This is a genomic window from Thioclava sp. ISO4 (assembly GCF_058105145.1).
The window spans coordinates 785,837-806,198 of record NZ_CM176571.1; the positions used below are offsets into that span (position 1 = coordinate 785,837).

Annotated in this window: 21 protein-coding genes; 9 read left to right on the forward strand and 12 right to left on the reverse strand. The window is 64.2% G+C overall.

Going from position 1 to position 20,362, the window contains the following annotated elements:
* Nucleotides 1-7: 7 nt before the first annotated feature.
* The 3 genes from AC2TZ7_RS04000 to AC2TZ7_RS04010 all read left to right on the forward strand — a co-directional run bounded on the left by AC2TZ7_RS04000 (nt 8) and on the right by AC2TZ7_RS04010 (nt 1,954).
* Entirely contained in the window at nt 8-667 is a 660-nt protein-coding gene (locus AC2TZ7_RS04000) for a hypothetical protein (RefSeq protein ID WP_489865978.1), read from the forward strand.
* A gap of 151 nt (nt 668-818) precedes the next feature.
* Nucleotides 819-1,592 (forward strand): DUF6478 family protein, encoded by a 774-nt coding sequence (locus tag AC2TZ7_RS04005; protein ID WP_098412392.1) that lies wholly within the window; start codon nt 819-821, stop codon nt 1,590-1,592.
* 11 nt (nt 1,593-1,603) lie between these two features.
* Nucleotides 1,604-1,954, forward strand: coding sequence for a hypothetical protein (locus tag AC2TZ7_RS04010; protein ID WP_078606023.1), 351 nt, complete (start codon nt 1,604-1,606; stop codon nt 1,952-1,954).
* 52 nt (nt 1,955-2,006) lie between these two features.
* On the opposite strand, the gene AC2TZ7_RS04015 is transcribed toward AC2TZ7_RS04010, so the two are convergent.
* On the reverse strand, nt 2,007-3,635 hold the full coding sequence (locus AC2TZ7_RS04015) for an AMP-binding protein (RefSeq protein WP_489865979.1): 1,629 nt from the start codon (nt 3,633-3,635) through the stop codon (nt 2,007-2,009).
* 97 nt (nt 3,636-3,732) lie between these two features.
* On the opposite strand from AC2TZ7_RS04015, the gene AC2TZ7_RS04020 reads away from it, so the two are divergent.
* A complete protein-coding gene (locus tag AC2TZ7_RS04020; RefSeq protein ID WP_489865980.1) occupies nt 3,733-4,380 on the forward strand; it encodes a sulfotransferase family 2 domain-containing protein in 648 nt (215 codons plus the stop codon).
* 262 nt (nt 4,381-4,642) lie between these two features.
* Nucleotides 4,643-5,311: a Hint domain-containing protein gene (locus tag AC2TZ7_RS04025; RefSeq protein ID WP_168174816.1), complete on the forward strand. Its 669-nt coding sequence runs from the start codon at nt 4,643-4,645 to the stop codon at nt 5,309-5,311.
* A 180-nt stretch (nt 5,312-5,491) separates the two neighbouring features.
* Here the strand turns inward: AC2TZ7_RS04025 and AC2TZ7_RS04030 are convergent, their stop codons facing one another.
* The 10 genes from AC2TZ7_RS04030 to AC2TZ7_RS04075 form a co-directional block, all read right to left on the reverse strand.
* Nucleotides 5,492-7,681 carry a 3-hydroxyacyl-CoA dehydrogenase NAD-binding domain-containing protein gene (locus AC2TZ7_RS04030; RefSeq protein WP_489865981.1) on the reverse strand — a complete coding sequence of 730 codons (2,190 nt, stop codon included), beginning with the start codon at nt 7,679-7,681 and terminating at the stop codon, nt 5,492-5,494.
* A gap of 11 nt (nt 7,682-7,692) precedes the next feature.
* Entirely contained in the window at nt 7,693-8,904 is a 1,212-nt protein-coding gene (locus AC2TZ7_RS04035; protein WP_078522322.1) for an acetyl-CoA C-acetyltransferase, read from the reverse strand.
* Between the two features lie 9 nt (nt 8,905-8,913).
* On the reverse strand, nt 8,914-9,540 hold the full coding sequence (locus tag AC2TZ7_RS04040) for a glutathione S-transferase family protein (RefSeq protein ID WP_489865982.1): 627 nt from the start codon (nt 9,538-9,540) through the stop codon (nt 8,914-8,916).
* Nucleotides 9,541-9,734: 194 nt separating this feature from the next.
* Complete coding sequence (locus AC2TZ7_RS04045) at nt 9,735-10,271, reverse strand: hypothetical protein (protein WP_489865983.1); 537 nt, start codon at nt 10,269-10,271, stop codon at nt 9,735-9,737.
* A 16-nt stretch (nt 10,272-10,287) separates the two neighbouring features.
* Entirely contained in the window at nt 10,288-10,500 is a 213-nt protein-coding gene (locus AC2TZ7_RS04050) for a hypothetical protein (RefSeq protein ID WP_078522325.1), read from the reverse strand.
* Nucleotides 10,501-10,615: 115 nt separating this feature from the next.
* Nucleotides 10,616-10,975 (reverse strand): DUF6404 family protein, encoded by a 360-nt coding sequence (locus AC2TZ7_RS04055; protein ID WP_489865984.1) that lies wholly within the window; start codon nt 10,973-10,975, stop codon nt 10,616-10,618.
* Between the two features lie 167 nt (nt 10,976-11,142).
* A complete protein-coding gene (locus AC2TZ7_RS04060) occupies nt 11,143-12,918 on the reverse strand; it encodes an acyl-CoA dehydrogenase C-terminal domain-containing protein (RefSeq protein WP_489865985.1) in 1,776 nt (591 codons plus the stop codon).
* A gap of 29 nt (nt 12,919-12,947) precedes the next feature.
* Nucleotides 12,948-13,343: a MerR family transcriptional regulator gene (locus AC2TZ7_RS04065; RefSeq protein WP_078522328.1), complete on the reverse strand. Its 396-nt coding sequence runs from the start codon at nt 13,341-13,343 to the stop codon at nt 12,948-12,950.
* A gap of 239 nt (nt 13,344-13,582) precedes the next feature.
* On the reverse strand, nt 13,583-13,951 hold the full coding sequence (locus AC2TZ7_RS04070) for a MerR family transcriptional regulator (protein ID WP_078541681.1): 369 nt from the start codon (nt 13,949-13,951) through the stop codon (nt 13,583-13,585).
* A gap of 87 nt (nt 13,952-14,038) precedes the next feature.
* On the reverse strand, nt 14,039-14,731 hold the full coding sequence (locus tag AC2TZ7_RS04075; protein WP_489865986.1) for a metal-dependent hydrolase: 693 nt from the start codon (nt 14,729-14,731) through the stop codon (nt 14,039-14,041).
* A gap of 180 nt (nt 14,732-14,911) precedes the next feature.
* Here AC2TZ7_RS04075 and gatC point away from each other — a divergent pair, with 180 nt between their 5' ends.
* The 4 genes from gatC to AC2TZ7_RS04095 are packed head-to-tail and all read left to right on the forward strand — an operon-like array spanning nt 14,912 to nt 18,096.
* Nucleotides 14,912-15,199, forward strand: coding sequence for an Asp-tRNA(Asn)/Glu-tRNA(Gln) amidotransferase subunit GatC (gene gatC, locus AC2TZ7_RS04080; RefSeq protein WP_489865987.1), 288 nt, complete (start codon nt 14,912-14,914; stop codon nt 15,197-15,199).
* Entirely contained in the window at nt 15,196-16,674 is a 1,479-nt protein-coding gene (gene gatA / locus AC2TZ7_RS04085) for an Asp-tRNA(Asn)/Glu-tRNA(Gln) amidotransferase subunit GatA (protein ID WP_347429326.1), read from the forward strand. The genes gatC and gatA overlap by 4 nt, the downstream gene beginning before the upstream one ends.
* Nucleotide 16,675: 1 nt before the next feature.
* A complete protein-coding gene (locus AC2TZ7_RS04090; protein WP_489865988.1) occupies nt 16,676-17,410 on the forward strand; it encodes a hypothetical protein in 735 nt (244 codons plus the stop codon).
* Entirely contained in the window at nt 17,407-18,096 is a 690-nt protein-coding gene (locus AC2TZ7_RS04095) for an N-acetylmuramoyl-L-alanine amidase (RefSeq protein ID WP_489865989.1), read from the forward strand. The genes AC2TZ7_RS04090 and AC2TZ7_RS04095 overlap by 4 nt, the downstream gene beginning before the upstream one ends.
* Nucleotides 18,097-18,217: 121 nt before the next feature.
* On the opposite strand, the gene AC2TZ7_RS04100 is transcribed toward AC2TZ7_RS04095, so the two are convergent.
* A complete protein-coding gene (locus tag AC2TZ7_RS04100) occupies nt 18,218-20,233 on the reverse strand; it encodes an oxidoreductase (RefSeq protein ID WP_489865990.1) in 2,016 nt (671 codons plus the stop codon).
* Nucleotides 20,234-20,362 lie beyond the last annotated feature (129 nt).

Consider the following 20,362-nt stretch of genomic DNA (forward strand, 5'->3'; position numbering starts at 1 on the left):
CAAGCGCATGATTTCTGCTGTCGGACACCGCTCGTCGCGTCTTTTGAAGTCCCTCGCCCTCGCGCTGGGGATGACCGGTTTGCTGGCCGCCTGCCAGCCGACCGCCTTCGGCACGGCGCAGGTCGCGAAGGCCCGCACGACGCTCGCCAATGGCGCGTTGACGGTGGCGGCGCCGAAAGGCTGGTGCGTCGATCCGAAAAGCCTGCGCAATTCCGGCGCGGGGGGCTTCGCGCTCTTTGGCAATTGCGCGGCGATCTCTGGCAATGCCGACGACGCCCACGCGCCCGAGCCCGCGCTGCTGAGCGTCACGGTCGGGCCGCCCGCCTTGGAAGACGGCTCCGGCAAGCTGTCGAAGGACCGGCTCGAGAAGATCGGCGAGTTCTTCCATTCCGAAATCGGGCGCGCGGCGCTGTCGCGCTCGGGCGAGGCGGAAGACGTCGCGATCAAGAGTACGGATATCGCGGATGGCGCTTTGCTGTTGCGGGTCGAGGATCGCTCCGGCACGGGCGGGCCGCCGATCGCCAAGACCTATCTGCGGGGCGTCACGGCCCTTGGCGGGCGGATCACGGCGCTGTCGGTGATGCCGCTCAAGGAAGGCGAAATGAGCTATGCCCAGCAACGCCGTTTGCTGGAGCGGTTCATCGCCGCGATCCGCGCCGCGAATTGACCGCCCAAGCCGACGCGCGCTCACCTTCCCGGTCGAAACCCGGAACGCAATGAGTTCGTGCGGAAATTCCCCCTTTCTCGCAACCCGATGATAAGGAATAACTGCTGTGATGCCGCAAACGGCACCGGCAGGCGGGAAAGAAGGGCAGCACATGGCAGGACGGAACGGCGGATCGCTGTTGCAACGGATTGCCGAGCGACGCAGCTTGCGGCGCTGGCGCGATGCGGCGTCCAAGGTCCCTGCATTGGACCCCGACGGGCTGCGCGGTCTGCGCGCCCGGGCGCGTGCGCTGCGCAACGAAGTCGATACGGTGCTGCGTGCGACCGAGCAGCGGCTGACGGCCTTTCCCAGCGATAGCTCCCTGCGCAAACCGTCGGGCAGTGACTGGGCATGGCGTCCGCCGCTGTGGCGTGTGAAGGCGCATCCGCATGGCATCGCGGGGGCACAAAGCCGCGACAAGCTGGGTGATGACCTCACCCTGTTCCATGACTGCCCGCGCTCCGAGATAACGCTGCGCCAGATCCGCAATACGAAGGGCGAGACGCTCGCCCCGTTCGGGCTGCGGCTCGATGTGCTGCGGTTCGAAGGATCGTTCCTGTCGCTGGTGCTCGACCTGCCCGACGCCGCATTGGGCGGCCTGCAACTCAACCATCTCATCCGGCTGGAGATGCAGCTGGAGTGCGAGCGGGAGCTGGAAGTGTTCTGCCGCCTCAACATCAAGCACGGCCCCAATTCGGAGCAGTTGGTGCGCGAACTGCCGCATGGCGACGGCGCGCGCTATGTCGAATTCGATCTGGCCTATACGCGGATGAACGAGCGGCGACTGGAAAAGGCGTGGGTCGATCTGATTTTTGAGAACCCACGGATGAACGAGGTGGTGATCCGCGATCTCACCTTCGCGCGCTACCCGCGCGCCGAACTGTGACGGAGGCGAGGATGCTGGACAGCACGCGGATCAAGGCAGGGCGCTGGGAAGCGGTGAGCCATGAGAAAGAGGCGCCCGATCTGGAAGTGCGCCATCAGGGCGAGGTGCTCGAAGGGCTGTCGGTCAGCGGCGCGCCCGGCGACTGGCGCATCGCGCAGCCGATCCCGGCGGAGTTGCTGAGCGAGGGGGTGCTGACCTTCCTCGTCTGCCGCAAGGCGGATGGCGAAGTGATCGACCGCTTCTCGCTGGTCGCAGGCGCGCCGCTCGCGGGTGATCTGCGCGCCGAGATCGACCTGCTGCGCGCCGAGCTGGACATGCTGTCGCGCGCCTTCCGCCAGCATTGCGCCGAGAGCGAAAGCTGAGCATTTCACGCGCGCCCCTCGCGCGCGGGCGCGCGCGCGTAGTAATGTAGACCTACGCGTCGAGCAGTCTGGCGACCGCCCGCAGCTCGAATTTCTGGATCTTGCCGGTCGAGGTTTTCGGCAGTTCCGAGAACACCACGCGCTTGGGCGTCTTGAAGCCTGCGAGCCGTTCGCGGCAGAACTTGATCAGTTCTTCCTCGGTCGCCTCCTTGCCCTCCTTCAGCTCGACAAAGGCGCAGGGCACCTCGCCCCAGGTCTCGTCCGGCTTGGCCACGACCGAGGCGAGCGACACCGCCGGATGGGCGCAGATCACACCCTCCACCTCGACCGAGGAGACGTTCTCGCCGCCCGAGATGATGATGTCCTTCGCGCGGTCGGTGATCTTGATGTAGCAGTCTGGATGCATGAAGGCGATGTCGCCCGAATGGAACACGCCGCCCTCGAAGGCCTCGCGCGTCGCCTGCGGGTTCTTGAAATAGCCCTTCATGACCATGTTGCCGCGGAAGACGATCTCGCCCAGATGCTGCGCGTCGCGCGCGACCTCCTTGCCCTGATCGTAGACGGTGACCTTCTCGAGCATCGGCATCGAAACCCCGGTGCGCGCCTTCAGATCAGCGCGCGCTTCGCCCTTGGTTTCGTCCCAAGAGGGCTTCCAGGTACATTCCACCGCCGGGCCATAGGTTTCGGTCAGCCCGTAGACCTGCGTGACGTTAAAGCCCAGAGGCTCGATCGCGGCCAGCGTCGAGGCGGGCGGCGGGGCGCCGGCGGTGAAGACCTCGACCACGTGATCGAAGGCGCGGCGATGCTCTTCCTTGGCGTTGATGATCGTGTTCAGCACGATCGGCGCGCCGCCGAAATGCGTTACGCCATGATCGGCGATCGCGTCGTAGATATTCTTCGCGGTCACATCGCGGCAGCCGACGACCGTGCCGCCCATCATCGGGATCATCCAGCTATGGGTCCACGAGTTGCAATGGAACAGCGGCACGATGGTCAGCAGAACCGGATAGAGCTGCATCCGCCACGAGATCGCATTGGCCTGAGTCGAGAGATAGGCACCCCGGTGGTGATAGACGACGCCCTTGGGCTTGCCGGTCGTGCCGGAGGTGTAGTTGAGCGCGATGCTCTCCCATTCGTCCTCGGGCATGATCCAGGTGAACATCGGATCGCCCTCGGCCACCAGCGCCTCGTATTCGAGGTAATGCCCGGTCGGCTCGAACCCGTGCTCGGGGTCGGCCACTTCGACGATCTGCGGCGCGGGGCCCTTCATCTTCTTCACGGCCTCTTCGGCCACCGGCAGGAAGGCTACGTCGCAGAGCACGATCTTCGCGCCGCCATGTTCGAAGATATAGGCGACGGTATCGACATCGAGCCGGGTGTTGATCGCGTTGAGGACCGCGCCGCAGGCGGGCACGCCGAAATGCGCCTCGATCTGGGGCAGGGTATTGGGCAGGATCGTCGCCACCACGTCGCCGGGGGTCACGCCGCGCGCCTTGAGGGCGGAGGCCAGCTGACTCACGCGCGCGTGGTAATCAACGTAACTATAAGAGCGGCTGCCGTAGATGACCGCAGGTCGCTCGGGGAAGACCTCCAGCGCGCGGTTGAGATGCGACAAAGGTGTAAGCGGTGCGTAATTCGCCGCGCATTTCTCCAGACCCGTCTCGTCGGCAAGCCAGCCCATGAAATCCTCCACGTAAATTGTCCGGGCATCTTCAGGCGGCATCGCGAGAAAGGAAAGAGGATTTGCATCATCTTTCGTCACGGCTAGTGTCGCGCGCATGATCGTTTCGCATGGCCGTCGCTACATCTTCGTTCATATCCCGAAGACGGGCGGCACGGCGCTGACGCTCGCGCTTGAGAACCGCGCGATGGCGGATGATCTGCTGATCGGCGATACGCCCAAGGCGCGGCGGCGCAAACGCAGGCTGGAGGGGCGCGAGACCCGGGGGCGGCTTTGGAAGCATTCCACGCTGAGCGACGGGCTGGGGCTCTATAGCGAAGACGAGGCGCGCGCCTATTTCACCTTCACGCTGGTGCGGAACCCGTGGGACCGGGTCGTCAGCTACTACCATTGGTTGCGCGAGCAGCGGATGGCGCATCCCGCCGTGGCGTTAGCAAAGTCGCTCAGCTTTTCGGACTTCCTTAACCATCCGCACACGCAGGCATCGCTCGCGGCGGCCCCCTATGGCAGCTACATGCGGCTGCCGGACGGGGAGGAGATTTGCGACCTCTATATTCGCCTCGAAGATGTCGAGGCCGATGCCGCCCCCCTCGCGTCACATCTCGGGTTTTCCGTGACTCCCCTCGCGCGATCCAACATTTCCAAGCGGAAGCGCAACTGGCGCGGGTATTTTTCAGATTTCGACGCTGAAGTGGTTTCGAAACTCTGTGCCGAGGACATCGCGCGGTTCGGTTACCGATTCTAAATTTTCGCGCAATTGCAATTTGCGACGCAATTTGGGCGATTCTCACGGGTCTGTGAGCGCCCCCCTGTCCGAAAAGATAGGTCAAACGAGCGAACCCCTATCCAAAAAGATAGGTCAATCACGGGTCCGTGAGCAACTTACTGTCCGAAAGTATGGGTTTGCCACATTTCGGACACCTTTCGGCCCCGGAAACTCCCTAGGAATCAATTGATCTAGGTAGGACGAAGAAATGGCCTCGCCGACTTTCAGAAGGAAGACCGACATGACCCGCAGTGCAACGACGACTTGGAACGACGATTGCGCCTTTGATTCCGCTCTGGCGGGCGCAACCTCCGGGCGAGTGCTCGATAACGGGGCTGCGTCGGGTATCGTTGCCGGAACGCGAATCGCGACCGCTATGGGCTGGCGCCCGGTGGAAGCAATTGCGGTCGGTGACATGGTCATGACCTTCGACAGTGGCCTGCGTCCCGTCGTGGACGTCAAGCGAACTCAACTCTGGCTCGGTCACGGGCGTTGCCCGGACCATCGCAAGCCGCTCGCCGTGCCGGTCGGCGCGTTGGGCAACAAAACCCCGATGCTGCTTTTGCCTGAACAGAACATGATGGTGGAAAGCGACATGGCTGAGGCAATTTACGGTGACCCCTTCGCCGTAATCCCCGCCTCTGCTCTTGAAGGCTATCGTGGGATCGATCGGATTACACCCCACCGTCCGATCGACGTGATCGTGCTGGAGTTTGAGGAGGAGGAGATCGTCTACGCGAATGGTTCTGGCATGGTCCATTGCGGTTCGATCAACAGCCACCGGCTCGAAGCACTCTTCGACGATGATGCAGGCCCGAACTACGAGACGCTGTCGCTTGAAATGGCACGCTCGATCGTTGCAGGGCTCATCGACGAAGATCTGACCGCGCACGCTTACGCGGCAGAGTGATAGCCCGGCCTGATTCCCTCCTGATCAACTGACAGGCCGAACGCCGCACCTTTACCAAGGTGCGGCGTTTTCCTTTGTCCTGGAGAAAGCTGAGCGTCTCGGATGTGGAAGCGCGTCCGGGCATAGAAAAACGCCGGGGCCTTTCGGTCCCGGCGTTCTGGTTTCTCTCGCGTTGTCGGATCAGGCGGCTTTCGCGGCCTGACCGTCGCCGTAGCGACCGTAGAAGGTCTCGCCCTTGGCCGCGATGTCGCGCAGCAGGGCCGGGGCCTCGAAGCGCGGACCGTATTGCGCGGTGAGCGCCTCGCAGATCGTGACGGCCTTGCCAGCGCCGAGGATGTCGAGCCAGCTGAACGGGCCACCCGACCATGGGGCGAAGCCCCAGCCGAGGATCGCGCCCACGTCACCCTCGCGGATGTCTTCCAGCACGCCCTGCTCGAAGGCACGGACCGCTTCCAGCACCTGCGCCATCAGCAGGCGATGCTGGACGTGATGCACATCGGGCTGCTCGTCCGCACGCGGGAACTTGGCGTCGAGACCTTCCCAGAGGCCCTGACGTTTGCCCTTCTCGTCATAGTCGTAGAAGCCCGCGTTCGACTTGCGGCCCATCCGGCCTTCGTCGGCCATCCAGAACAGCACGTCGTCGACCGCCTCATCGGGATAGGCATCGCCCATTGCGGCCTTAGTGGCCTTCGCGATCTTCACGCCGAGGTCGATCGAGGTCTCGTCCACCAGCTGCAGCGGCCCCAGCGGCATACCGACCATCGTCGCGGCATGTTCCACCAGCGTCGGGTTCACCCCCTCGGCCACCATGCGGATCCCCTCGTTGATGTAAGGGATGATGCAGCGGTTGGCGTAGAAGAAGCGCGCGTCGTTGACGACGATCGGCGTCTTGCGGATCTGGCGCACGAAATCGAGCGCTTTCGCCACGGCCACCGGGCCGGTCCCGGCCCCCTTGATGATCTCCACCAGCATCATCTTGTCGACGGGCGAGAAGAAGTGGATGCCGATGAACTGCTCGGGGCGCGCGCTGGCCTTGGCCAGCTCGGTGATCGGCAGCGTCGAGGTGTTGGTTGCGAAGATCGCGTCCTGCGGGATCACGGCTTCGGCCTTCTTGGTGACCTCGGCTTTGACGCCCGGATCTTCGAACACCGCTTCCACGATCAGGTCGCAACCCTCAAGCGCGGCGTAATCCGTGGTCGCGTTGATCAGGCCCAGCGTCTTCGCCTTGCCTTCCTCGGTGACCTTCTTGCGCGAGATGCCCTTGTCGAGGATGCCCTCGGAATAGGATTTCCCGCGATCGGCGGCCTCCTGGCTGTTGTCGATCAGCACGACCTCGATACCGGCCTTGGCCGAGACATAGGCAATGCCTGCGCCCATCATGCCCGCGCCGAGGATGCCGACCTTCTTCACCTTCTGGTCCGGGACGTCGGGACGGTTCGCGCCTTTCTCCAGCGCGCCCTTGTTGATGAAGAGCGAGCGGATCATCGAGGTCGACGACGGGTTCAGCAGCACGTTGGTGAACCAGCGCGCCTCGATCTTGATTGCCTGATCGAAGGGCACGAGCGCGCCTTCATAGACCGCCGACAGAAGCGCCTTGGCCGCCGGATAGACGCCCGCGGTCTTGCCATGCACCATCGCGGAAGCGCCGACGAAAGTCATGAAGCCCGCCGGGTGATAGGGCGCGCCGCCGGGCATCTTGAAGCCCTTCGCGTCCCACGGTTTCACCAGATCGGCGTCTTTGGCGTTCAGTACCCATTCCTTCGCGGCGGCCAGCGGATCTTCGACGACCTCGTCGATCAGGCCCGCGGCTTTAGCCTTCTTGGGGTCCGAGAGCTTGCCTTCCAGCAGGAAGGGCGCCGCCGCCATCGCACCGAGCTTGCGCGAGACACGGGTGGTGCCGCCGCCGCCGGGGAAGATGCCGACCATGATCTCGGGCAGGCCGATCTTCGCCTTCGGATTGTCCGCGACAAAGGTGCGGTGCGTCGACAGCGGCAGTTCCAGACCGATTCCGAGCGCGGTGCCGGGGATCGCGGTTGCGATCGGCTTGCCGCCCTTGTTGGTCTTCGGGTCCATGCCCGCGCGCTCGATCTTGCGCAGGACATGGTGCATCTGCATCACGCCGTCGAAGATCGCCTGAGCGCCGCCTTCGCGCATCTGCGCGATGACGTTGAGGTCCATGCCGCCCGCGAAATCGGGTTTGCCGGAGGTGATCACGACACCCTTCACGGCGTCATCCGCCAGCGCCTTGTCGATGAAGCTGTCGAGGAGCGCGAAGCCCTCCATGCTCATCACGTTCATCGACTTCTCGGGCACGTCCCAAGTGATGACGGCAACGCCGTCGCTGCCAAGTTCGTATTTGAAATCAGCCATTTGTTCCTCCCTCACACGCGCTCGATGATGGTCGCGGCGCCCATGCCGGACGCGACGCAAAGCGTGGCCAGACCGGTATTCAGATCGCGGCGTTCCAGCTCGTCCAGCAGCGTGCCGATGATGATCGCGCCGGTGGCGCCGAGCGGGTGGCCAAGCGCGATCGCGCCGCCATTGACGTTGACCTTGTCGGCATCGACCTGGAAGGCCTGCATGAAGCGCAGCACCACGGCCGCGAAGGCCTCGTTCACTTCGAACAGGTCGATGTCGGAGATCGACATGCCCGAATCCGCAAGGATCTTCTCGGTCACCGGAACCGGGCCGGTCAGCATGATCGTCGGATCGGTGCCGATCTTCGCGGTGGCGCGGATGCGCGCGCGGGGCTTGAGGCCATGCGCCTCACCGAATTCCTTGTTGCCGATCAGCACGGCGGCGGCACCGTCCACGATACCCGAGGAGTTGCCCGCGTGGTGGACGTGGTTGATGTGATCGAGATGCGGGTATTTCAGCATCGCGACCTTGTCGAAGCCCGGCATCACCTCGCCCATCTCCTTGAAGGAGGGCTTGAGGCCGCCGAGGCTTTCCATCGTGGTGCCCGCCCGCGGGAATTCGTCGTGGTCGAGGATGGTCAGACCGTTCTGGTCCTTCACCGGCACGATGGATTTCGCGAAACGGTTTTCCTTGATCGCCTCGGCTGCACGGCGCTGCGATTCCACGCCGAGCGCGTCGACGTCTTCGCGGCTAAAGCCGTATTCGGTGGCGATGATATCGGCCGAGATGCCCTGCGGGACGAAATAGGTCTTCATCGCGAGCGACGGGTCCACGGCGATTGCCGCGCCGTCCGAGCCCATCGCGACGCGGCCCATCATTTCGACGCCGCCAGCGATATAGCCCATGCCCGCGCCGCCGCGCACTTGGTTGGCGGCGAGGTTCACCGCTTCCATGCCGGACGCGCAGAAGCGGTTGATCGACAGGCCGGGAATGCGTTCGTCGAGATCCGACAGAAGCACCGCCGAGCGCGCAAGGCAGCCGCCCTGCTCCATCACCTGGGTCGCGTTGCCCCAGATCACGTCCTCGACCGCGTGGCCTTCGAGGTTGTTACGCTCGGCAACCGCGTTCAGCAGCCGCGCCGACAGCGCGACCGAGCTGACCTCGTGCAACGAGCCGTCCTTGCGGCCCTTGCCCCGCGGGGTGCGGGCTGCGTCATAGATATAGGCTTCCGTCATGGTTCCTCCTCACGCCCGGTCGGAAGGATTGCCGGGCATCAAATCATAGGGGTGTTTCCAACCGGGCAGGGCGGCGATGCCGTCCAGCCAACGGTCGATATTGGGGAATTCCTTGCGGTCGAACCCGAAGGGCTCGGGGTAGTAGAGGTAGCCGCAGCAGGCGAAATCGGCCAAGCTGGGCTGGTCGCCGACGACCCAGTCGCGGCCCTCCATATGCCGCTCGAGCGTCTTGATCGCGGTCAGCACGCGGCCCTTGAGCCAGGCGATCGCCTCTTGCGGGCGCTTCTCTTCGGGCAGGAAGTTCATCAGGAAGCGCAGCGAGCCCTGCTGGCCCGAGCCTTTTTGCGCGTCCCAGAACAGCCAGCGCATCATCTCGTTGCGATCCTCGGCGAGGAATTTTCCGGTCTGCTCCGCGATATGAAGCTGGATCACGCAGGACTGCGACAGCGTCAGGTCGCCCTCTTTGAAGACGGGCGCCTCGGCCATTTCGTTCAGCGCCTGATATTCGGCGCTGCGCGCCTCGCCGTTGAAGAAATCGACATAGACAGGCTCCCAGTCGTAGCCCGCCAGTTCCATCGTCAGCGCCGCCTTGTAGGCGTTGCCAGACTCACCGAAGCAATAAAGTTGTGCCGCCATTCGCTGCGGTCCTCCCTGATCACGGGGCCAATCTGACCCCTAAGTGACGCGAACGTAAGCCCCTCATGAGCGTTTCGCCGCAACGTCATTCCAGCACGACGTTGCGTTCAACGCGAGGGAGAGGGCGGCGTTCCGTCGCGAGAGGTGAACGGACGTGAACGGAAAGCGCGGAAAAAGCGAGCGGCGCGGTGCGGTTAGCGCACCGCTTCCATCGTGCCTTTGGGAAACTCGATGCCTTCGAAATCGGGATAGACCTTGCGCAGAACCGCGATCTGCGCCGGGCTGTCGATGCGCACCAGATACCATTCCTCGCCGTCTTGCAGCGCCAGCGTGGTATTGGTCGTGCGCACCTTGCCCATATCGGGCACCTCCATCACCGTCGAGGTCGGGATCTGCGCATAGGCCCGGCCCGAAGACGTCTCTCCGGTCTTCATCGCGGCGATGTTCATCTCGAAATCGTCGATCGTCACCGAGGCCATCGCGTCGTTGATCTGCTTGCGCATGATGTCTTCGAGCTGCTCTTTCGGCACGCCCGTCTGATCCGCAATCGCCTGCATCATCTTCGGCGGCACCGTGTCGAAGAAGACGGAGTAGTCTTTATCGTCCACCGCCTTGGTGAAGCCCGCGACTTCCTGTGTCACCGCGTTGCGGTCGGCGGCGTCGAAGGCGAGCGCAGGCAGGGCCGAGAGGGCAAGGGACGCGACAGCGAAAGCGAGAGACAGGCGGGTCATGGATGTCCTTTCGAAATCAGGCTTTGCGCTCGCCAAGCTCGGCCTTGAACAGCCGCAGGCGGTGGTTGAGATTTTCCTCGTGGGTGACGGAGTTGAAATGCTCGAACAGGAAGGTCAGCGCCTCGTCGGGCGTGATTTCCGCCTCCTGCGCGAACCGGTTGAGTCTGCGATAGGCGTCATTGGTCATGGCGACGGGAAAGCGACGGGTCAGGCGCAGGCGTTTGGGCATTCAGGCTCCGGGGCAATGTGGCGCGGGAAGGCGCGTCAGGTTGCGTGCAGCTTAGGAAGAAACCTGCGCGCTGGCCAGACCGCCGGTGCTTTGGCTCCGAGCCTCGAGGCCGCCCCTAGAGGTCGTCCCAATCGCTCAGCCCGAGCTTGTTCTTGCGGTGGATCTGCCACAGCGCCATCAGCGCGCCGAAGGCGAGCGCCGAGATCACCAGCGTCACCAGATGCGGCGCGAAGGACATGCCCTCGGTCGCGTTCAGCAGGTGATCCACCAGAAGCTGCGCGACTGCGAATCCGGCTGCGAAGATCAGCAGGTTCTGCTTCCAGTCGAGATAGGGAATCGGGCGCGGCTCGAAGCCCAGCCAATGCAGCACCCGCGCGCCCATTGGCGGCCGGGTCGAGCGGAACACGCCCCGCGCCCGCAGCTCTGCGAGAGCGGCGTCGTAACGGCGGTTGGTTTCTGCATTGTCGAGATACATGACGGCGGGACTCGGTGGGAATCGTCTCTGGTTGGAGACTCCGAGGGTAGACCCGCGCGGCCGCAAAACAATTGCCCGGCCCTACACTTCGCCTGACATGGCGGTGATTGAAAATTGAAACGGCGGGCCTCGGCCCGCCGTTCATTTTTTCGTTGGATCCGGTCGCCTTAGAACTGGTCGTCGGCGAGCGCCATGACCGGGTCCGCGCCGGTCTCGATCCGCGCGAGGTGCATCGCGCAGGCCGGAAGCTGACGCGCCATGTAGTAGCGGCCCGTGGCGATCTTGCCTTCGTAGAAGGCGGTGTCCGACGCCCCGTTGTCGAGCGCGGTGAAGGCGGCTTTCGCCATCCGCGTCCACATCAGGCCGAGGCAGACATGCCCCATCAGATGCATGAAGTCATAGCTGCCCGAGAGCGCCGCGTTCGGGTTCTTCATGCCGTTTTGCATGAAGAACATGCCCGCCGTCTGAAGCTGCTTGGAGGCATTCTTCAGCGCGTCGGTGAAGGGCGTCATCCGCTCGTCATCGTCATGCGATTTGCACTCGGCTTTGACCATCTCGAAGAAGGCCATGACGTGCTTGCCACCGTCCTGCGCGAGCTTGCGGCCCACCAGGTCGAGCGCCTGAATGCCGTTCGCGCCCTCGTAGATCATCGCGATGCGCGCGTCGCGCACATGCTGCGACATCGGCCAGTCCTCGGTATAGCCGTGGCCACCGAAGACCTGCTGCGCGGAGACGGCGGTCTCGAAGCCCTTGTCGGTCAGGAAGCCCTTGATGACCGGGGTCATCAGCGAGATCAGACCTTCGGCCTCGGCGTCGTTGAGCGCATGGGAGCGGTCGATCAGATGCGCACCCCAGAAGGTGAAGGCGCGCGCGCCCTCGACGAAGCTCTTCTGATCCATCAGCATCCGGCGCACGTCCGGGTGCACGATGATCGGATCGGCGGCTTTCTCGGGTGCTTTGACGCCGGTCACGTCGCGACCCTGCGTGCGGTCCTTCGCGTAAGCCACAGCTTCCTGATAGGCGGCTTCGGCTACGGCATAGCCTTGCAGGCCCACGCCGAGACGCGCTTCGTTCATCATCGTGAACATCGCGCGCATCCCCTTGTGGAGATCGCCCAGCAGCCAGCCCTTCGCGCCGTCATAGTTCATGACGCAGGTCGCGTTGCCGTGGATGCCCATCTTCTCTTCGAGCTTGCCGACCGAGAGCGAGTTGCGCTCGCCCAGCGAACCGTCCTCGTTGACGAGGAATTTCGGCACGATGAAGAGCGACACGCCCTTGGTGCCTTCGCCACCGCCCGGCGCTTTCGCCAGCACGAGGTGAATCACGTTATCCGACAGGTCGTGATCGCCCGCCGAGATGAAGATTTTCGTGCCGGTGATCGCGTAGGAACCATCGTCCTGCGGCTCGGCCTTGGTGCGCATCAGACCCAGATCGGTGCCGCAATGGGGCTCCGTCAGGTTCATCGTGCCGGTCCAGTCGCAGGTGACCATCTTCGGCAGATAGGTCTGCTTCTGCTCGTCCGTGCCATGCGTGTGGATCGCCGAATAGGCGCCGTGGGTCAGGCCCTGATACATGTTGAAGGCCATGTTGGCCGAGACGAACATCTCGCCCACCGCGCAGTTGAGCAGATAGGGCATGCCCTGACCGCCAAACTCGGGATCGCAGTCGAGCGCGGTCCAGCCGCCCTCTTTCATCGCTTCGAACGCCTTGTCGAACCCTTTGGGCGTGCGGACCACGCCGTTTTCGAGCACGCAGCCTTCCTTGTCGCCCACCTCGTTCAGCGGGGCCAGCACCTCGGACGAGACTTTGCCCGCGGCATCCAGAACGGCCTCGGTGAAGTCGCGGTCCATTTCCTCGTAACCCGGCACATCCGAATTCGAGACCTTGAGCAGCTCATGCAGCACAAACTGCATGTCCTTGGTGTTGGCGATAAAGCTCGACATGGTTCGCTCCCTTTAGTCGTCTTCGCGGATCAGGCCGCGTCGTCGTGGCGCGCCTTCTCCAGTTCCTTCTCCGCCCACTCGATCTGACCGGCCAGTTCGTCGATCGCCTGACCCAGTTCCTCGCGTTGGCGCGTCATTTCCTCCAGACGTTGCTGCGCGAGCTTGATCGTCTCGTTCAGCTGCGTCTTCTGCTTGTCGCCCATCTCGTAGAGGTCCAGCAGCTGGCGGATATCCTCCAGCGAGAACCCGAAACGCTTGCCGCGCAGGATCAGTTTCAGCCGGGCGCGATCGCGTCGCGTAAACAGCCGCTTCTGTCCCTCGCGAATGGGAAACAGCAACTCCTTGCTTTCGTAGAACCGCAGGGTGCGCGGGGTCACCTCGAAGGCGTCGCACATCTCGCGGATCGTCATTACTGTGTCGGTCATACTCTCTGCCTCGCGTTTCCTTTGCGTAATGCGACGCGGCAAATCGTCTGCCCGCGGCCACATTACAAGACTTCTTTACGTTCGCGTCACCGTAACGTGGCGTCACGAATCCAATGACGTAATGTCAGGGAATTTTTACCGTACGGTAAAGCAAGTTTCTTTCCTCGAAACCCGCCATAATCGTCAAGCTTACAAGGCGCTCTCACGTCCCCGCTGACGTTAAGGAATGCATTTCAGGGTCAAGAATCAAGAGTGTCCTGAACCTGATCACGCAATTGTCGTAGGTCGTCGATCGCCGCGTCCAGTTCTTCACGTTGTCGCGTGAGGACGTCAAGCTGCCGGTCGGCCAGTTCGACCCAGACGCGGTTCTGCTCTTCCGTGCCTTGCTGATCGTAGATCATCAGCCACTGGCGCAGTTCCTCGAGCGAGAAGCCAAATCGACGCCCGCGCAGGATCAGGGTCATCCGCGCAACTTCGCGCGGGCCGTAATAGCGTGAGCGGCCTTCCTTCTGGGGATTGAGAAGCTCGATATACTCGTAATAGCGCAGCGTGCGCGGGGTCACGTCGAACCGCTCGCACATCTCCTTGAAGGACAATAAGTCTGACATCTATTCGGCCTCCCGATCCGGGCGAGAAGCTAGCGCGCCGGGCTGCGGGCTGCAAGCTATGCCGCCCCCGGCCCGGCGGGCAGCAGCTCAGATTTCGATCGCTTTGAGTATCTCGGGTTCGATCACATCCACGCCGGGCAAGCCGTCGATGAGCGGCTGGGCCGATTGCTCCAGCGCATCGAAAGTCTTGTAGTGGCAGGGGATGACGGTCTTGAAGTTGAAATACTTCTTCGACGCCCAGGCTGCGCGCTTCATGTCCATCGTGAAATGACCGCCCGCGGCAAGGATGCCGATATCGGGGTTATGCAGTTCGCCCATCCATTCCATGTCGGCCATGATGTCGGTGTCGCCGGTGACATAGATCGTGTGCCCCTCGGCTTCGATCATGAAGCCCGCGGGCTGGCCTGCATAGACCGGGTCGCCGCCCTTGTAGTCGATCGAGGCGGAATGGGTCGCGTTCACCATCGTGACCTTCGCGCCGCCTACATCGACTGTGCCGCCCTTGCCGAAGCCGACGGTTTCGGCGCCGTCGGCGCCAAGGATGATCGACAATTCGTGAATGCAGTAGATCGGAATACCCAGTTCCTTCGCGATCGGCACCGCATCGGAGGCGTGATCGCCATGGCCATGGGTCAGCAGCAGATGCGTCGCGCCTTCGATCGCTTCGCTGCGCTTGTCGTCCGGAAAGACCGGCGAGCCGGTCAGGAACGGGTCGAGCAGGATCACCGCATCGCCGGTTTCGATGCGGAAGCCGGAATGGCCGAGCCAAATGATTTTCATATGGGTTTCCTCCGTTAGGCACTTCGATTGTGACAGGGTGACGTATCAGCACTGTGCAGGTTCCAAGATTAGCGCGCAAATTCGCGTGTGACAGGGCAGGGGCCCGCTGATGCGGGGCGCGGCGCTTGAAAGCCCCAGTGGCTCGGGCTAAACCGCCTTCCAAGACAAGCGGAGAAGCACATGTCCATTGATATCGACACCGCCCGCAAAGTGGCGCATCTGGCCCGGATCCGGGTGCCCGAAGACCATCTGCCCGAGCTCGCGCAGGAGCTGTCGAGCATCCTGACCTTCATGGAGCAGCTCAACGAGGTCGACGTCGAGGGCGTCGAGCCGATGACCTCCGTGACGCCGATGCGCCTCAAGCGTCGCGTCGACGAGGTGACCGATGGCGGTTATCCCGCGAAAATCCTCAAGAACGCCCCCGATGCCCGTGAGGGCTTCTTTGCCGTGCCGAAGGTGGTCGAATGAGCCTGAACAAACTGACGATTGCCGACGCGCGCGACGCGTTGAAAAAGGGTGATGTGACTGCGGTCGAACTGACCGAGTCCTGCCTGAGCGAGATCGAGGGCGCAGGCGCGCTGAACGCTTACGTGCACAAGACCCCCGAGATCGCGCTGGAGCAGGCCAAGGCCGCCGATGCGCGCATCAAGTCGGGCGACGCCCCCGCGATGTGCGGTATCCCGCTGGGCATCAAGGATCTTTTCGCGACCAAGGGTGTGGCGACGCAGGCCGCGTCGAACATCCTCGACGGGTTCAAGCCGGAATACGAATCCACCGTCACGCAGAACCTCTGGGATGCGGGCGCGGTGATGCTCGGCAAGCTGTCGATGGACGAATTCGCGATGGGCTCGTCGAACGAGACCGCCTGCTATGGCCCTGCGGTGAACCCGTGGAAGATCGACGACCGGCAACTGACGCCGGGCGGCTCCTCGGGCGGGTCCGCCGCCGCTGTCGCCGCCGACCTTTGCCTTGCCGCGACCGGCACCGATACCGGCGGCTCGATCCGTCAGCCCGCCGCCTTCACCGGCATCGTCGGCATCAAGCCGACCTATGGCCGGGTCTCGCGCTGGGGCGTGGTGGCCTTCGCCTCCTCGCTCGATCAGGCGGGCCCGATGACCAAATCGGTGCGCGACGCGGCGATCATGCTCGGCACGATGTGCTCGCACGATCCGAAGGATTCGACCTCCGCCGATATTCCGGTCCCGGATTTCGAGGCGGCGCTGACCGGCGATATTCGCGGCAAGAAGATCGGTATCCCGAAGGAATACCGCATCGAGGGCATGCCCGCCGAGATCCAGAAGCTCTGGGACGACGGCATCGCGATGATGAAAGATGCGGGCGCCGAGATCGTCGATATATCGCTGCCGCACACGAAATACGCGCTGCCCGCCTATTACGTGGTGGCCCCGGCGGAAGCCTCGTCGAACCTCGCGCGCTATGACGGCGTGCGCTACGGTCACCGCGCCAAGCTCGCGGCGGGCGAGGGTATCGTCGACATGTACGAGAAGACCCGCGCCGAAGGCTTCGGTCCCGAGGTCCAGCGTCGCGTGATGATCGGCACCTATGTGCTCTCGGCAGGCTTCTACGACGCGTACTACAACCGCGCCCGGAAAGTGCGCGCGCTGATCAAGCGCGACTTCGAGCAGGTCTTCGCACAGGGCATCGACTCGATCCTGACGCCCGCCACCCCGTCGGCCGCTTTCGGGCTGGGCGAGATGGACGGCGCCGATCCGGTCGAGATGTATATGCAGGATGTGTTCACCGTGACGGTGAACCTTGCGGGGCTTCCCGGCGTTTCGGTGCCGTGCGGGCTGGACAGCAAGGGTCTTCCGCTTGGGCTGCAACTCATCGGGCGGCCCTGGGAAGAGGGCGATCTGCTGAATCACGCCCATGTCCTCGAACAGGCGGCGGGCTTCGCGGCCAAACCGGAGAAATGGTGGTAACATGAAACAGGCACTCGCGATCCTCGGCGGCGTTCTGGCCCTCTCGGGCTGTATCTCTTCGATCCCCGACAGTGGCCCCGAGGCCCGTCGCGAGGCCGAACTGCGCGGCCAGCCCATCGTGCCGCCCTCGGCGCAGAGCGTTCTGCCGACCAATGACGGCTCGACGAACCCCGACGCGCCCGGCGCACCGCTGAACGCGACCGGCACCGCGATGCCGGGCACGACCAATGCGCTGTCTGCGCCGACGATCGATGCAGGCGGCACCATTGGCGACGACCCGTCGACCTCTGCCTCCAGCTCGAATGGCGGAGACAATAGCGGCGCTGCGATCGGGGCCGATGCGATGGCCGCGCTGCAGGAGACCGATGCGTCGAACAGCACCGCCGGGTCGAGCACCACGGCCAGCTCGCCGGGCTTCGACACCACAGCGTCGAGCAGCCTCGCCACCGCGCCGGTCACGCAGAACACGATCAGCAATCAGGACAGCTCGGGTCCGAACCTTGCCGCCTATGCGCTGTCGGTGTCGAACCGGCCCGGCGAGTCGGTCTACAAGCGCTCGGGCATCAAGCTGACCTCGTCGAGCAAGGCCTGCGCGAAATACGTCTCTGCCGATCAGGCGCAGCGCGCCTTCCTCTCGGCAGGCGGTCCGCAGAAAGACCGGCTGAACCTCGATCCCGATGGCGACGGTTTCGCCTGCGGGTGGGATCCGACGCCGTTCCAGCAAGCGCGTCAGTGAGCGCCGACTGGCCCTCGCCCAATTACGGCCCGCGCCGCGATGGGGCGGTGCCGGAGCTTATCATCATCCATTACACCGCGATGTGGTCCTGCGAGGCCGCGCGCACCCGCCTGTGCCTGCCCGAGGCGGAGGTCTCCGCGCATTGGCTGATCGGGCGTGACGGCTCGGTCGAGCAGCTTGTGCCCGAAGAGATGCGCGCCTGGCATGCGGGTTTGGGAAGCTGGCAGGGGCTGGGCGATGTGAATTCGCGCTCCATCGGGATCGAGCTGGATAACGAGGGCGACCGTCCGTTCCCCGAGCCGCTGATGGCGTCGCTGGAAGAGCTGCTGCCGCAGATCATGCGCCGCTGGGCAATCGCGCCGGAAAATGTCATCGGCCATTCGGACTTCGCGCCCGAGCGCAAGATCGACCCGGGGCCGCGTTTCGACTGGCAGCGCCTCGCGCGGCAGGGCCTGGCGATCTGGCCCGAGCGCGGCAGTGCTGCGCCCGCGGTAGACGCCGAGAGCTTCCTCGCGCTGGCCTCCAGCCTCGGCTACCCGGAAGCGCCACTCGCGACGATCCTGCCCGCCTTCCGCCTGCGCTTCCGCCCGCGCCATGAGGGGCCGCTCGATGCGGTCGACATGGCGCTGGTCGCCGATTTGGCCATGCGTTTCGGCGCGGATGGCGGGGCGTGGCGTTCGAGCTGAGGCCCGGGAAGGGGCTCTGCCCCACCGTCGCCGGAGGGCGACAAATTTGAAGACGAAGGGGGCTCTGCCCCCGCCCGCGATGCGAGCCCCCCGGGATATTTCTTCCAAGCCGAAGAGGTGATCAGAGCGCTGCGGCGAGCCGGGTGCCCTGATCGATGGCGCGTTTCGCGTCGAGTTCCGCCGCCACATCCGCGCCGCCGATCACATGCGGAGTGCGCCCCGCCGCGATGAGCGCATCGGCCAGCGAGCGGTCCGAAAGCTGGCCCGCGCAGAGCACGACCGTGTCGGCCTCGATCAGCGTCGGGTTTTCGCGCGCCTCGCCGAAACTGACATGCAGCCCCTCGGCGGTGATCTTCTCGTAATTCACCCCGCCGATCATCTTCACGTCCTTCATATTCAGCGCCGCGCGGTGAACCCAGCCCGTGGTCTTGCCGAGGCGGCGACCGAGTTTTTCCTTCTTGCGCTGCAGCAGCGTGACCTCGCGGGCGGGGGCCTCGGGCTCGGGCTTGGTCAACCCGCCCGGCGTCTGCGCCGGATCGCCGACGCCCCATTCGCGCTTCCATTCCTCAAGATCCAGCGTCGGGCTGTCGGTCACGGTCAGGAATTCGGCCACGTCGAAGCCGATGCCGCCCGCGCCGATCACGGCCACGCGTTTACCGGCGGTGACGCGGCCCTTGAGGATGTCGATGTAACTCACGACCTGCCCGCCCTCGGTCGGGATTTCCGGGTCGCGCGGCTGCACGCCGGTCGCGATGATGATCTCGTCGAAGGGCGCGAGCAATTCGGGCGTGGCGTCGGTCTCCAGCTTCACCGTCACGCCGGTCTTCTCGATCATCGTCTTGAACCAGTCGGTGAGCCCGTGGAATTCCTCTTTGCCGGGGATCGCGCGCGCCATGGTCAGCTGCCCGCCGAGTTCAGAGGCGCGGTCGAACAGGGTCACGGCGTGGCCACGCTCGGCCGCGGTGATCGCCGCAGACAGGCCCGCCGGGCCCGCGCCGACGACGGCGACGGATTTCGGCGCCTCGGTCTTGGTGATGACGATCTCGGTCTCATGGGCGGCGCGCGGATTCACGAGGCAGCTCGAGACCTTGCCCTGGAACGTGTGGTCCAGACAGGCCTGGTTACAGGCGATGCAGGGCGCGATCTCCGCAGCACGGCCTTCTTTCGCCTTCACCACGAAATCCGCATCGGCGAGGAAGGGGCGCGCCATCGAGACCATGTCTGCGCAGCCGTCGCCCAGCACCTCTTCGGCGATCTCGGGCGTGTTGATCCGATTGGACGTGATGACCGGGATCGAGACCTCGGGCTTGAGCCGCCCGGTCAGCCAGGTGAAGGCCGCCCGCGGCACCGACGTCACGATGGTCGGCACCCGCGCCTCGTGCCAGCCGATGCCGGTGTTGAGCATCGTGGCGCCCGCCGCCTCGACGGCTTTCGCGAGCGTGACGACCTCTTCCCAGGTCGAGCCGTCGGGGATCAGGTCAATCAGCGAGATGCGGAAGACCACGATGAAATCGGGGCCGACCGCTTCGCGCACGCGCTTGACCACTTCGACGGGCAGGCGCATCCGGTTCTCGAACGAGCCGCCCCAACCGTCTTCGCGCTTGTTGGTGTGGCGCACGAGGAACTGGTTGAGGAAATAGCCCTCCGAGCCCATCACCTCGACGCCGTCATAGCCCGCCTCGCGCGCGCGCGCGGCGGCGGTGGCGATGTCGGCGATCTGCTTCTCGATCCCGGCTTCGTCGAGCTCTTTCGGCGGGAAGGGCGAGATCGGGGATTTGATGGCCGACGGGGCTACGCAATCGGGGCCATAGGCGTAGCGCCCGGCGTGCAGGATTTGCATCGCGATCCGACCGCCCGCTTCGTGGACGCGATCGGTGATGATCTTGTGATGCGCGATATCCTCGGGGGTGAACAGGCCCGCCGCGCCGGGGAAGACGCCGCCTTCATTATTGGGGGCCATGCCGCCCGTCACCATCAGCGCGACACCGCCGCGCGCGCGCTCGGCGTAGAACTCGGCCACCGCATTCCAGTCGCCGCGCTCTTCGAGATTGGTGTGCATCGAGCCCATCAGCACGCGGTTCGGCAGCGTCACGTGGCCCAGATCGAGCGGCGTGAAGATATGCGGATATTGGCTCATGTAACCCTCCCTGATTTGGCCCGCACTCTGCGGCGCGTCGCCAAGCTTGTCACGTCAAACGCGGCGTCAGAGCGAAAGCGCCACCGTTTCGCAGGGTTCACCAACCTGCGGGATTCTCTCCCATTGTTA